The sequence below is a fragment of the Vibrio gallaecicus genome, from assembly GCF_024347495.1.
In the GTDB taxonomy this organism is placed as follows: Bacteria; Pseudomonadota; Gammaproteobacteria; order Enterobacterales; family Vibrionaceae; genus Vibrio; species Vibrio gallaecicus.
The window spans coordinates 2,822,743-2,837,409 of the sequence record NZ_AP025490.1; the positions used below are offsets into that span (position 1 = coordinate 2,822,743).

The 14,667-nt window shown below is 42.2% G+C and carries 11 protein-coding genes; 3 read left to right on the plus strand and 8 right to left on the minus strand.

Annotated elements, in window-relative coordinates:
• The first annotated feature begins 74 nt into the window (after positions 1-74).
• Both OCU78_RS12225 and OCU78_RS12230 read left to right on the plus strand, forming a co-directional pair.
• Positions 75-575 carry a SprT family zinc-dependent metalloprotease gene (locus tag OCU78_RS12225; protein WP_137375547.1) on the plus strand — a complete coding sequence of 167 codons (501 nt, stop codon included), beginning with the start codon at positions 75-77 and terminating at the stop codon, positions 573-575.
• A 190-nt stretch (positions 576-765) separates the two neighbouring features.
• Positions 766-1,491 carry an endonuclease gene (locus OCU78_RS12230; protein WP_137375548.1) on the plus strand — a complete coding sequence of 242 codons (726 nt, stop codon included), beginning with the start codon at positions 766-768 and terminating at the stop codon, positions 1,489-1,491.
• Between the two features lie 131 nt (positions 1,492-1,622).
• Here OCU78_RS12230 and parC read toward each other — a convergent pair whose 3' ends face one another.
• The 6 genes from parC to nudF form a co-directional block, all read right to left on the minus strand.
• Positions 1,623-3,869, minus strand: coding sequence for a DNA topoisomerase IV subunit A (gene parC, locus OCU78_RS12235; protein ID WP_137375549.1), 2,247 nt, complete (start codon positions 3,867-3,869; stop codon positions 1,623-1,625).
• A gap of 3 nt (positions 3,870-3,872) precedes the next feature.
• A complete protein-coding gene (gene parE / locus OCU78_RS12240; protein ID WP_137375550.1) occupies positions 3,873-5,753 on the minus strand; it encodes a DNA topoisomerase IV subunit B in 1,881 nt (626 codons plus the stop codon).
• 245 nt (positions 5,754-5,998) lie between these two features.
• Positions 5,999-6,601 carry an esterase YqiA gene (yqiA, locus tag OCU78_RS12245; protein ID WP_137375551.1) on the minus strand — a complete coding sequence of 201 codons (603 nt, stop codon included), beginning with the start codon at positions 6,599-6,601 and terminating at the stop codon, positions 5,999-6,001.
• Positions 6,602-6,603: 2 nt separating this feature from the next.
• Positions 6,604-7,428 carry a 3',5'-cyclic-AMP phosphodiesterase gene (gene cpdA, locus OCU78_RS12250; RefSeq protein ID WP_137375552.1) on the minus strand — a complete coding sequence of 275 codons (825 nt, stop codon included), beginning with the start codon at positions 7,426-7,428 and terminating at the stop codon, positions 6,604-6,606.
• Positions 7,429-7,484: 56 nt separating this feature from the next.
• Positions 7,485-7,928: a DUF1249 family protein gene (locus OCU78_RS12255; protein WP_137375553.1), complete on the minus strand. Its 444-nt coding sequence runs from the start codon at positions 7,926-7,928 to the stop codon at positions 7,485-7,487.
• Between the two features lie 4 nt (positions 7,929-7,932).
• On the minus strand, positions 7,933-8,562 hold the full coding sequence (gene nudF, locus OCU78_RS12260) for an ADP-ribose diphosphatase (RefSeq protein ID WP_137375554.1): 630 nt from the start codon (positions 8,560-8,562) through the stop codon (positions 7,933-7,935).
• Positions 8,563-8,789: 227 nt separating this feature from the next.
• Between nudF and tolC the strand changes: the two genes are divergently transcribed.
• The gene (gene tolC / locus OCU78_RS12265) at positions 8,790-10,097 is read left to right on the plus strand and encodes an outer membrane channel protein TolC (RefSeq protein WP_137375555.1); all 1,308 of its coding nucleotides are present in this window, start codon (positions 8,790-8,792) and stop codon (positions 10,095-10,097) included.
• Between the two features lie 156 nt (positions 10,098-10,253).
• Here the strand turns inward: tolC and hldE are convergent, their stop codons facing one another.
• Both hldE and glnE read right to left on the minus strand, forming a co-directional pair.
• On the minus strand, positions 10,254-11,684 hold the full coding sequence (hldE, locus tag OCU78_RS12270; RefSeq protein ID WP_137375556.1) for a bifunctional D-glycero-beta-D-manno-heptose-7-phosphate kinase/D-glycero-beta-D-manno-heptose 1-phosphate adenylyltransferase HldE: 1,431 nt from the start codon (positions 11,682-11,684) through the stop codon (positions 10,254-10,256).
• 86 nt (positions 11,685-11,770) lie between these two features.
• Positions 11,771-14,632 (minus strand): bifunctional [glutamate--ammonia ligase]-adenylyl-L-tyrosine phosphorylase/[glutamate--ammonia-ligase] adenylyltransferase, encoded by a 2,862-nt coding sequence (gene glnE / locus OCU78_RS12275; protein WP_137375557.1) that lies wholly within the window; start codon positions 14,630-14,632, stop codon positions 11,771-11,773.
• Between the last annotated feature and the right edge of the window lie 35 nt (positions 14,633-14,667).

Consider the following 14,667-nt stretch of genomic DNA (forward strand, 5'->3'; position numbering starts at 1 on the left):
TCCTACCTGTAGTCATTGTGATGATATTATTTGGCCTTAGCTCACCCTAAGGCCATTTTTTGGAGTTCATCAACTTGCCATACTGCTCTTTACAACACCGCGTGAATAAAAAGATCGTAGAATGCATCACTCAAGCCAATCAACACTTCTTACGTCAATTCCCAGTGCCTAAAGTTTCTTTTAAGTTAAGAGGCAAGGCAGCAGGCAAAGCCTATTTGCAGCTTAACGAAATAAAAATTAACCGTGTTTTATTTGAAGAGAATGTAGAAGCTTTTTTAAATGAGGTGATCCCACATGAGATCGCACACCTGATTACCTATCAAGTGTATGGGCGAGTTAGACCGCACGGTAAAGAATGGCAATCTGTCATGGAAGGGATATTTCAAGTTCCAGCCAAAACTACACATAACTTTGAAATTAAATCAGTTCAAGGAAAAACCTTTGAGTATCAGTGTAGTTGCACTACATACCCTTTATCTATTCGCCGCCATAATAAGGTTTTACGTAGGCAATCGACTTACCGATGCCAACAATGTAGTCAACTATTAACGTTTACGGGAATACAACTCAGTTAAAAGATCCTATCTAGTTGCACTCATTTTATCCTCGCATATTGCCTGTTATCCCTTTGTTCCCACACCTAACCATCCTCTTGGTCACAAGGTATTCAGCTAAACAAACGGTGCCTATGTGAAAATACGATAGAGAATTTCATAAATTGAGTGCTAGACTGATATTTATCATACTTTTATCAGTCTTTATTTTATGAAACTCATAAACTTGAAAGCACTTAGCCTATCGGTGTCCTTTTGCTTACTTCTAGGTTTTAGCCTATCCCAAAGCGCCTTTGCCGCTCCTCCTAGTTCTTTTTCAAAAGCCAAGAAAGAAGCGGTGAAAATTTATCTTGATCACCCGACTTCATTTTACTGTGGTTGCGACATCACTTGGAAAGATAAAAAGAAAGGCATCCCCGACCTTGACTCATGCGGCTACGAAGTTCGAAAGCAGCTAAAACGCGCTTCTCGCATTGAATGGGAACATGTAGTGCCAGCATGGCAGTTTGGTCACCAAAGACAATGTTGGCAGTCAGGAGGGCGTAAGAACTGTACTAGAAACGATAAAGTATTTAAATCGATGGAAGCAGACCTGCATAACTTAGTTCCTGCCATTGGCGAGGTAAATGGCGATCGATCTAACTACAATTTCAGCCAGTGGAATGGGGTTGATGGTGTAAGTTACGGACAGTGTGAAGTTCAGGTTAACTTTAAACAACGTAAAGTAATGCCAACTGATCGCTCTAAAGGCGCAATTGCGCGTACATACCTGTACATGAGCCAAGAATATGGGTTCAAGCTATCGAAGCAGCAAACCAACTTGATGATGGCTTGGGATAAACAATATCCTGTGACTGAATGGGAGTGCACTAGAGACGAACGGATTCATAGCATTCAAAAGAACCACAACCCATTTGTCTATAAGCATTGTCAGTAACCAACGTTTCCTATCTAACAAAAAAGCACCGAACAAATTCATGTTCGGTGCTTTTTAATTTATATTCCAATAAAGAGTGGCAGTAAATTTACAGGATTAACCTACAAATCACTCCACTCTTGCTTGAACCTTTACGATTCAATATCGATATGAGTGACGCGCTGTAAACCTCTCGGTAGAAGCCCACCACGACGACCACGCTCACCGCGGAAGTTATCTAAATCAGCAGGTTTCAAACCTAGTTTACGCTTACCAGCATAAATGGTTAAGGTCGCCCCTTGCGGGATAGCCATCAAGTGGGAAACAAACTCTTCACGTTCCTTCGCTTTCGCAGATGGAATATTGATGATCTTATTACCTTTACCTTTACTTAACTGAGGTAAATCTTTGATTGGGAATAAAAGCATTCGACCTTGATTGGTGATCGCTAATATTTCATTCGTTTCCAAATCATCAACAGAGCTTGGCAATAATACTTCAGCGGCTTGAGGTAAATTCACCAGAGCTTTACCGCTCTTGTTCTTAGACAATAAGTCACTGCCTTTACAAACAAAGCCATAACCAGCATCAGAACCAACTAACCATAATTGTTCACTCTCGCCCATCACGACCTGGCGAATAGAACTACCAGGGCTAATGTTTAGGCGCCCTGTAATCGGCTCACCTTGGCTTCTTGCCGAAGGTAAAGAGTGAGATTCTAATGAATAACTTCGGCCATCACTGCCAAGGAACACAGCAGGTTGGTTACTCTTACCACGGGTGTGGGCTAAGTACTTATCACCTGATTTGTAGTTCAAAGTTTCAGCATCAACATCATGACCTTTCGCATGACGAATCCAGCCTTTTTCTGACAATACAACGGTAATTGGTTCACTAGGTACCAAATCACGCTCAGTCAGAGCCTTAGCTTCAGCACGAACTATTAGTGGTGAACGGCGGTCATCTCCGTACTTATCAGCATCAGCTTGAATTTCTTTCTTGATCAAAGTGTTTAGACGACGCTCTGAACCTAGCAGTTTCTCTAATTTGTCACGTTCAGCTTCAAGCTCTTCTTGCTCAGCTCGAATCTTAAACTCTTCAAGTTTTGCTAAGTTACGTAGCTTGATATCAAGAATAGCGTTTGCTTGAATCTCAGAAATATTGAAGCGGCTCATCAGAACTGGACAAGGTTCGTCTTCAGTTCTAATGATTTCAATTACTTCATCAATATTCAGGTAAGCAGCCAGTAAGCCTTCCAAAATATGTAAACGAGCCAACACCTTATCTAAACGGTATTGCAAGCGGCGGCGAACCGTTGAACGACGGAACTCAATCCATTCTTTTAATATCTGAACTAGACCTTTTACTTGAGGACGATTGTCTAAACCAATCATGTTCAAGTTAACTCGGAAGTTTTTCTCTAGGTCTGTTGAAGCAAATAGGTGGCTCATCAACTGATCGCAATCGATACGGTTTGAGCGCGGTACAACAACGATACGAGTTGGGTTCTCGTGATCAGATTCATCACGCAAATCTTCAACCATTGGCAGCTTTTTAGCGCGCATTTGGTTGGCAATTTGCTCTAGCAATTTCGCACCGGATACTTGGTGTGGAAGAGCTGTGATAACAATATCAGAACCTTCTTTATGCCACACAGCACGCATTTTAATGCTGCCTTTACCAGTACGGTAGATTTTCTCGATATCCGACTTAGGTGAGATAATCTCAGCTTCTGTAGGGTAATCAGGTCCTTGAATGAACGCCATTATATCGGGGAGTTCAGATTTAGGCGTATCAATCAGGTGGATGGCTGCATTTGCCACTTCTCGGACGTTATGAGGCGGAATATCTGTCGCCATACCAACAGCAATACCCGTGATGCCATTCAATAGGATATGAGGTAAACGCGCCGGCAACATTTGAGGCTCTTTCATCGTGCCATCAAAGTTTGGCTGCCAATCTACCGTCCCTTGACCTAACTCACCAAGCAGCACTTCAGCAAACTTGGAAAGTTTAGCTTCGGTATAACGCATCGCCGCGAATGATTTCGGATCATCCGGAGCACCCCAGTTACCCTGACCATCCACCAGCGGATAGCGGTAAGAGAAAGGTTGTGCCATAAGAACCATAGCTTCGTAACAAGCAGAATCACCGTGCGGGTGATATTTACCTAAAACGTCACCAACAGTACGAGCTGATTTTTTATATTTCGATGCGGCAGAAAGACCAAGCTCAGACATTGCATAGATAATACGACGCTGTACTGGCTTCAAGCCATCGCCAATATATGGCAATGCACGATCCATAATCACGTACATTGAATAATTTAAGTAGGCATCTTCGGTGAACTTGCGCATTGGCAACTGTTCAACGCCGTCATATGTAATTTCGTTAGACATCCATTATACCTCGGCCATATCACCGTTATTTTGTAGCCATGCACGGCGATCATCTGCACGTTTCTTACCGAGCAGCATGTCCATCATTTCAATTGTCGCTTCGCTATCATCAATTGTTAATTGAACAAGACGACGAGTATTTGGATCCATTGTCGTTTCACGAAGCTGAAGTGGGTTCATTTCACCCAGACCTTTGAATCGCTGTACGTTAATCTTGGCTTTCTTCTGGGAAAGTCGCTCAAGCACGCCATCTTTTTCATCATCATCTAATGCATAAAACACTTCTTTACCGCAATCAATACGATACAAAGGAGGCATTGCGACATAGATATGTCCCGCTTCAACAAGTGCGCGGAAATGACGAGTAAACAGAGCACATAATAATGTGGCGATATGAAGACCATCCGAGTCCGCATCGGCAAGAATACAAATTTTTCCGTAACGTAAACCTGATAAATCATCATTATCAGGGTCGATACCTAACGCAACAGAAATATCATGAACTTCTTGAGAAGCAAGAACTTGGTCTGCTGATACTTCCCAAGTATTTAATATCTTACCGCGAAGTGGCATTACCGCTTGGAACTCACGATCGCGAGCTTGCTTAGCAGAACCACCTGCCGAGTCCCCTTCCACGAAGAAGATTTCAGTACGGCTTAAATCTTGAACTGAACAATCGGTAAGTTTGCCTGGTAATGCAGGGCCTGAAGCTATTTTCTTACGAACCACTTTTTTGCTGGCACGCATTCGGCGATGAGCATTGGCAATACAAGCTTCAGCCAGTAACTCAGCTAGTTGTGGCTTTTCGTTCAACCAAAGGCTGAAAGCATCTTTTACTACGCCAGAAACAAACGCTGCCGTTTGGCGAGAAGATAAGCGTTCTTTTGTTTGACCAGCAAATTGAGGATCTTGCATTTTAACCGACAATACGTAAGAACAGCGGTCAAAAATATCATCACCCGTTAGCTTAACGCCGCGTGGTAAAAGGTTACGGAATTCACAGAACTCACGCATAGCATCAAGCAAGCCTTGGCGCAGACCGTTAACATGAGTACCACCTTGCTTAGTTGGTACCAAGTTCACGTAACTCTCAGTGATCATTTCGCCGCCTTCTGGCTGCCAAATAATCGCCCAGTTTGCCATTTCCTTTTCTGCGATGAATTCCCCAACATAAGGTTCTTCAGGCAGTAAGGTGTAGCCTTTTACGCCTTCTGCTAGATAATCTTTTAGACCATCTTCATAGAACCATTGGTGTTCATCACCATTAACCTTGTCTGAGAAGGTAATTTCCAAGCCAGGGCAAAGTACCGCTTTTGCTCGTAAATTGTTGATAAGGCGTATGACAGAAAACTTAGCACTATCGAAATACTTGGCATCTGGCCAAAAATGCACAGATGTCCCGGTATTTCGGTGACCACATGTCCCTGTTACGGTTAAATCGGTAACAGTCACTCCGCCTTCAAAAGCGATTTCATTGACTTGTCCATCACGACGAACCGTCACTTCAACACGTTTAGACAGCGCATTTACAACTGAAATACCAACACCGTGTAAACCACCAGAGAATTGGTAGTTATTGTTGGAGAACTTACCACCCGAGTGAAGCTTAGTCATGATCAGCTCTACGCCTGAGATGCCCTTTTCAGGGTGAATATCAACAGGCATACCACGACCATCATCAATGACTTCAAGAGATTGATCGGCGTGCAGGATAACTTTGATCTTTTTAGCGTGACCCGCTAGAGCTTCATCCACAGAGTTATCGATAACTTCTTGTGCAAGGTGGTTGGGTCTTTCTGTCTCTGTATACATTCCTGGGCGATGTCGCACAGGGTCGAGACCTTCAAGAACCTCGAGGTCTTTTGCATTATATTGTTCAGTCATAATACGGAGTGTACTCAAAAAATTTACATCGGTTCGCTTGTAGCAAAAACAACAAAAGATGAATTATTTGTTATGAACCTTCATAACAAAGCGAACGAGCGAAAGTATTGGGGAATATAGTCTGGAAGCTGAGGATTGTTGTCAAGCTAGTTCAAAAAGTATGGCGTCAAACTATGATATTTCCCCACTGATAGGTGAAATAACCGTCAGACTTTATTACATCACGTCATGATTGATGACATTAATTAAATATTTAAGAAAGCGAGGATTTGCTCTGGGTAACGTTCAAAGTTAACAAAGCTATGATCGCCACCTTGCTCTACTGTTTGTTTTGAACCTTGATACTTATCTACGGCTTGTCGGTAATCAAGCACTTCGTCTTCAACTTGTTGTAACAGCCAAAAGTCATTCACATCGTTCAACGTTTTAACTTCTAATGCTTTCAGCTCATCAATATGTTTTGGCTCTAACAGGTATTTTTCATGAGTATACGGGTTTTCTTGTTCACCCAAATAATCAGCCAAAAGCTCATAAGGCTTAACTGCTGGGTTTACTACAACAGCTTTAAAGCCATACTGGGCATTAAGCCAAGTGGAAAGGTAACCACCTAAAGAGCTGCCTACTAATGCTATTTGATAATCATTTTTGTATTGCTCAACTACCCCTTGCAGGTGAAGTGCGGCTTGCTGGGGAAAACTAGGAAGTTGAGGCGTTAATACTTTCACGTCAGTGCGGTGCGTTGCACAATAATCTCTCATTACGTTCGCTTTATGCGACAAAGATGAGCTATTAAAACCATGGATATACAAAAGAAGTGATGGTTTTTTATCAGCTGACGGTACTGGCATGTCTAATAACCTTCTGCATTGAAATCAGGGGAGAAGCTCCCATTAGGTAAACGCTTAACCTGAGTTTCAACATCTCCGTCTTCTTTCAAAGTCAGCTCCCTCCAACCAGGGGTTAGAGTATCTAACGCAAAATCATCAGAATTAGGCTTAAACTGAACGCAGGTTGATGGCGTTGCCATGACTTGCACACCAAAATGCTCACGGTTCATGTCTTGATGAACATGACCACAGAGAATTGCGCGAACATTAGAATGCTTGTTTACTACATCCCAAAATTGCTCAGAGTCTTTTAATGAGTGTTGATCAAGCCAAGCACTACCCACTAAAAGTGGGTGATGATGCAAAAGCACGAGAGTATGACGAGCAGAGTGTTCTGAAAGCTTGGTATCTAATAACTCAAGTTGTTGATCGCTTAAACGACCATGCGGAACGCCTACGACTTGTGAGTCAAGCATCACCATTTGCCAATGCTCACCAAGTAATACATGGTCAACACATTGGATTTGAGGAGAAGGTAATACACTACTCATATTAGGTTTAAAGTCATGATTACCAGGCAACCAGTAACAAGGCTTACTTAGTGGTTTGATTCCTGATTCAAACTTTTGGTACGATTCTTCACTGTGATCTTGAGAAATATCACCGGTTGCAAGAATCGCTTCAAAGTCAAAACTTTGCTCTAAGATCGCAGACACCACAGCATGAAAGCTGTCTTGTGTATTAATACTCAACAAACTGCCATTACTGGGCGCAAATAAGTGAGTATCAGTTAGCTGAACAAGCTTAATACTGTTGCCATCAAATTTTGAAGTGCGTGATAAATTCAAAATAACAAATCCAGATACATTACTGTGTAAACTTTACAATTGCTCTTAAAATAGCGTTATGAAAATGAGAGTGGTATGCGACTAATACCCGTTTTTAAACAGAACGTTAACCAATCACCAAGGAACTTATTAAGCTGATACTTTTCATCTTTTTGCATGAGTTTTGCGTTGGGATAGTCATAGCGCGCTTTTACTCTTGAAAAGTGCCCACTAGAACACACTTCTGCAACCCTAGCATCGTGATATAGCCTGACAGACATTTTAGGCAAAGGGAATACTGGCGTCTCATCACTCTGACATATATCTATTAATGTGGTGTATTTTGTGACCTCATTCACTGTCAGTTGATACACCATATTAACAGCTTGATAACAGCGAACATCTCCCACCTTGTGTCCCACCGGTAACAAGGCGTTCAACTTGGCATAATTTGTTTCATACACACGCATCAATTCTGCAAGATCAACGTGGTAAGGTTTCTTCGCTGCTATATTTGTCATTACTTTACTCTTTCCACTGTGATTGTAGATCTAAGTAGTTTAGCTGCAGCCATTGCATCGCAATGATTGTGGCACCATTCGCAAATTTACCGTCTTTCACATATTGGTAAGCTTGCTCTCGTTTCATTACCTGAACTCGAATGTCTTCACCTTCATAGTCTAACCCATGAACGCCTTTCGCTAATGAAGAATCCACTTGCCCAACAAAAACGTCTAGCTTTTCAGAGCAACCTCCTGAAGATGGGTAATACGAAGTAATTGGTAACACCTTCTTCACCTCTAAACCCGCTTCTTCTAAAGCTTCTCTTCTTGCAACATTTTCAGCAGTTTCATCGGTATCAATAATTCCCGCTACGATTTCAAGCTGCCATGGATTTTCATGTTCTAAAGCACCTACTCGAATTTGTTCTATAATCACAACTTCATCACGAATAGGATCATATGGAACCAATGCAGCCGCATGACCACGCTCGAACATTTCACGTTCGATGGGCTGACTCCAACCGCCTTCAAACAATCGATGCTTGAAGGTGTATTTTACCATTTTGAAAAAACCACGGAACAATGTCTTTTTTGAGATTATTTCGACATCTTGTGGAGTAAATTCATTTGCTGGATTGTCATTGCTTTGCATTTGATACCTCACTCAGTGGTTTTATAGTTTACTCATTGTCATCGATAACTACCAAGGATATGGCTCAACTTTTTATACAAAAGTTATAACAATAGTTAAATTCCCAAAAAATATATTGCACAAGTGGATAATTAAAGGTAAAAAAGTGCAAATTTTCGAGTAAATTACCACCAAGTTGAGTTAAACTCTTGAGAAGAAACCTTATTTATAAAGGCAGGAATAGGAAAATGAAGAAACTGCTTCCACTACTTATCAGTGCAGCAATTGGTAGCCTTAGTACATCAGCGTTTGCTGATTCACTAGCTGAAGTTTATGACCTAGCAAAGCAGAATGATCCGCAACTTCTACGTTCAGCGGCTCAACGTGACGCTGCCTTTGAAGCTGTAACTTCAAGCCGCAGTACTTTGCTTCCACAAATCAATTTAACGGCTAACTACGATATCAATCGTGGTGAGCGTAATAGTCTTGATAACGATAGTAATGTTTGGGGTGCAGCAATTGGCTTCACACAAGAACTTTACCAACGTTCTTCATGGATCACTCTAGATTCAGCAGAGAAAACAGCTCGTCAAGCCGATTCATCTTACGCGGCAACACAGCAGGCTTTAATCCTTCGAGTAGCAACGGCATACTTTGAAGTATTACGTTCTCAAGATAACTTAGAGTTTGTTCGTGCAGAAAAAGCAGCGGTAGCTCGACAGTTAGAGCAAACTAAGCAACGTTTTGAAGTTGGTCTATCTGCTATTACTGATGTGCATGATGCACAAGCTCAGTTTGATGGTGTACTTGCCGATGAAGTTCTTGCTGAAAATACGCTAGTCAATAACTATGAAGGTCTTCGTGAAATTACAGGTCAAGAGCACTCTAACCTGAACATTTTAGATACTGACCGCTTCTCAGCAAGTAAAACTGCTGAGTCTGCTACAGCGTTAGTAGAACAAGCTCAAGAGAAGAACTTAAGCTTGTTGGCTTCTCGTATTTCTCAAGACATTGCGAAAGACAACATTGCATTAGCTGACTCTGGTCACCTGCCAAGCCTAACTTTAGATGGTAGCTACTCACTTGCTGATCAATCAAGCAGTCCAAATGACTATGATCAAGACAACTTAAACCTAGGTTTAAACTTGGTAGTGCCTCTATACACGGGTGGTAATACAACATCTCTATCTAAACAAGCTGAATACAACTATGTTGCAGCAAGTGAAGACTTAGAAGCGACTTACCGCTCTGTAGTAAAAGATGTTCGTGCATTTAATAACAACATCAGCGCATCAATTGGCGCACTACGCGCTTATGAGCAGTCTGTAGTTTCAGCTCAATCGGCTCTTGAAGCGACTGAAGCTGGTTTTGATGTAGGTACTCGTACTATTGTTGACGTATTAGATTCGACTCGTCGTCTTTACGATGCAAACAAAAACCTTTCTGATGCTCGTTACAACTACATCTTAAGCGTACTTCAACTTCGTCAAGCAGTTGGTACATTAAGCGAACAAGACATTGTAGATGTAAACGCAGGTCTTAAAGCTGCAAGCTAAATTAGCTTATCGGGAGTCATTTCTCGGTAAAACCTAAAAACAAAAATGCCGCTCAATAAGCGGCATTTTTATTGCTTTTGATTAATCACCAGAAGAAAAATATTTTATATCGAGTGAGTGATTTATCAGGGGTAACGCCTTATCGCAATTGACGATTTAGCCTCTACCACCTTTGATCGCTTCTATGATTTCAGTTGTTGAACAACCGTCTTCAAAGTTTAGAACCTTCACTTCGCCACCAGCAGCAATCACTTCTTCACCACCAGCAATCTCTTCCGGTTTGTAATCACCACCTTTTACTAAAATGCTTGGCAGTACTTTTGAGATCAAACGTTGAGGGGTATCTTCAGAGAATGGAACCACCCAATCAACGGCACCTAAACCCGCTAATACCGCCATACGGCGATCAGTTGGATTAATTGGACGAGTTGGACCTTTCAAACGTTTAACTGAATCATCAGTGTTCACAGCGACAATTAATCGGTCACCTAGTTCAGCAGCATGGTTCATGTAAGAAACATGGCCCGCGTGTAAGATATCAAAGCAACCATTTGTCATGACGACTTTTTCGCCTTTCGCTCGAGCGCGTTTTACCGCTTCAACAAGCGCAGACTCAGAAATCACACCGAAATCAGTATCTTGGCTTCCGTGAATAGCTTCTGCTAATTCAATGATTGATAACGTTGATGTACCTAGCTTACCAACCACAACACCTGCGGCCGCATTCGCTAATGCACATGCTTCATCTAATGCTTTACCCGCAGCAACCGAAGCTGCAAGTACTGAAATAACGGTATCACCCGCGCCAGTTACGTCATACACTTCTTTTGCTAATGTTGGCAGATGGAAAGGTTCTTGTCCTTTACGTAGCAAAGTCATGCCATGCTCACTGCGAGTGACGAGTAGCGCTTCAAAATCAAACTCTTCAATTAAAGCTAAGCCTTTTTCGATAAGTTCTTCTTCTGATTTTACTTTACCTGCAACAAGCTCAAATTCAGCCATATTTGGCGTTAATAGAGTTGCGCCACGGTAGCGCTCAAAATCGGCACCTTTAGGGTCGATGAAAACAGGAACATTAGCCGCGCGCGCTTTTTGGATAAATTGCTGAACATGCTCTAAAGCACCTTTTGCGTAATCCGATAAGATCACAGAACGAACATTAGGTAATGCCTGCTCCATACGAGAAAGCACTAGTTCTGGGTCTGTATTCTCGAACTTATCTTCAAAATCTAGACGAATTAATTGCTGACCACGGCTCATCACGCGTAATTTCGTGATCGTTGGGTAATCTTTTAATTCAACAAAGTCACATTTCACTTTCAACGAACTTAATGTGTCTTTTAAAACTTGTGCAGGTTCATCAACACCCGTTAAACCAACGATATGCGCATAGCCACCTAGCGAAGCAATATTCATTGCCACATTGGCAGCACCGCCAGGACGCTCTTCGTTATTTTCTACTTTTACAACAGGTACTGGCGCTTCAGGTGAAATGCGCCCTGTTGGACCATACCAATAGCGGTCTAGCATTACATCACCGACAATTAGAACGCCTGATTGGCTGTAGTCAGGTAGAATTGGTTTCATTGTGGATCTCCAAAAATCATATCTGGATAGAGTTTAGCACACTGATTACAGCGGCTAAACCATAGAAAAATTTGATAAAAGTGTGGTTAATCAACCATCCATTCTTGCCATGCTTGCTTCACCGCTTCCCTTTCTTGTGGGAATTTATCTATCGCGACATCGGCATCTAAGTTAAGTAAATTACGATGGTGGATTTCATCTCGTAAAGTAGTGTACGCATTCGTTAATGCTAAGCCTTGTGCTTCTTCCATAATGCCTTGCGATAACATGCTTTCAAAAACTCGGACATTGTCACACCAACGAGTTAATTTCGGTTTTTCATGGCTATAACGCAGCACTAAATATTGGGCTAAGAACTCAATATCCGTAATACCACCAGCATCTTGCTTAAGCATAAATCGGTCTGATTTCTTTCCACCTAAATGCCCACGCATTTTTTCACGCATATCTACGACATCTTTCTTGAGCTTCTCTTCATCTCGATCAAGGCACAACACTTCATGGCGAGTTTTGTTAAACGCCTCAGCAAGCTGCCCATCACCATAAATCATTCGAGCGCGAGTCAGGGCTTGGTGCTCCCAGGTCCATGCATCATTATGCTGATATTCATCAAAAGCATCCGTAGGACTAACCAGTAAACCCGAAACACCAGAAGGGCGTAGACGTGTATCGATCTCGTATAAGATCCCTGAAGCGGTTCGAGTGGAGAATATGTGAATAATTCGCTGTGCAAGTCTCAAGTAAAATTGACGACCATCAATCTCTTTTTTACCGTCAGTGTATACATTCACAGGGCAATCGTGCATGAACACAATATCAAGATCAGAGTTGTACCCTAATTCCCAACCGCCTACTTTTCCGTAACCGACTACAGCAAAACCTCGACCCTCTCGATCTTTAATATGGGTAGGCTCTCCGAATTTAGCGGCAACTTGTAGCCAAGCTTGATTGATCCCTGCTTCTACAATGGCTTCAGCTAAATAAGTTAAGTGATCACTCACTTTCATTACTGGTAGAACCCCTGCAATGTCAGCCGCAGCAATACGCAAAATACAGGTTTGCTTGAATTGACGTAGCCCTTCCATTTGCTGTTCCATATCGTCTTCTGGAATACGAGCAAGGTAATCACGCAATTCTGTTTTGTAAGACTCTAAAGGAACTGGGTTATACAGTTGCTGAGGATCGATCAACTCATCGAGCAAAATCGGGTAACGCCCAAGTTGCTCTGAAATCATTGGGCTTGCAGTACATAACCGAACCAGCTGAGTCAGTGCAGCAGGGTGCTCATCTAGCAATTCTAAATATGTTGTACGCGTAACAATACGATGCAATAAATGCAGAACTCTTGATAGACCAAACTCGGCATCCTTGGCGGTATACAAAGCTTGGAAGACTTTTGGCATTAATCGATTTAGAACTTCCCTTCCGCGTGGACCTAAGGTTTTCTTGGCAAGATCGGCTTTGAATTGAATGATTGTTTTCGCGGCTTCTGGTGGATTAGCGATTGCAATGTCATTTTCTAGTACATGTTCTATTACATCTGGCTTATGTGCCATGTCCCAGAGTTCCGAAAAATGACTCGCAATGGGGTTTGCATCTTCTTCTTCAACACCAATGAGATCTTCAAAAACAATATGCACTTTAGCCATGTGGTTTCGCGTTTCTTCGATTAAACCATCCCAATCTGAAAATTTCATTGCAACGGCTAATTGAAGCTGCTCTTGCTCACCATCAGGTAAAGTTTGAGTTTGCTTATCACCCATCGCTTGCAATAGGTTTTCAAGACGTCTTAGAAATAAATATGCCGAGCTCAAATGCTCAACTTCTTTTGATTCTAATAAGCCAAGCGTTTCGATGGCAGATAGTGTTTCGAGTAAACCACGACCTCGCAAGCTAGGTTCTCGCCCACCGCGAATAAGTTGAAATACTTGGGCAATAAATTCAATTTCTCGGATTCCACCAGGACCAAGTTTAATATTGTTCGATAAACCACGGCGACGGACTTCGCTGCTGATCATTGATTTCATACGGCGCAAAGATTGAATGGCACTAAAATCAATATAACGGCGGAATACGAACGGGCGCAGCATTTGGCGAAGCTCTTGATATTCAGGGTACATTTCACTGCCCATCACTCTGGCTTTAACCATCGCGTAGCGTTCCCAGTCACGTCCTTGTTCTTGGTAGTAATCTTCAAGCGCGGCATAGCTCATCACGAGTGGTCCACTCTCACCGAACGGTCTTAAGCGCATATCTACACGATAACAAAAGCCATCAAAGGTGTGCTGATCAAGCGCCTTAATGAGTCTTTGCCCTAATCGAGTAAAGAACTGTGCATTTGCAATACTGCGCCTCGCACCCTGCGTTTCCCCATTTTCAGGGTAGGTAAATATCAAATCAATATCCGATGAGAAATTCAGTTCACCACCACCAAGTTTTCCCATACCAATAATAAGCATGGGTTGCGGCTCACCTTCACTATTACATGGAGTGCCCCACTCTTGACAGCAGATGTCATATTGCCATTGATAGGTTTCAAAGATCATCGCTTCAGCAAGCATCGACAGATGAGATAAGCTCTCTTCTAACTTCCATGACGCTGTAAAATCTTGCCATGCAATATAAGTCATCTCTCGGTTTCGGAATTGACGTAAAACTCGTTGCCCACTCATTTCATCGCGGCATTCAGACAGTAAGCCCGCTAGTTTTGCTCGGTACTGAGCTGATCTTTCATTCCCACTAGTTGAGGCATCCAACATCGCTGGCAACTGCTGACAAAGTTCTTCATCTCGCTGTAAACAATCACCAATAAATGAACTCAAGCCTAAAACATAAGTCAGCTCATCAAGTCGCTCTGGTGACCATTGTTCAATATGTTCTTTTTGATGATCATATAAGCTCTCTAATGCGGACTGAGCATAAGGTACGAGTTGAGAAGGTAATTGCATGAGTCTTCCTTGTATTAAACCGATGACTGACTTGA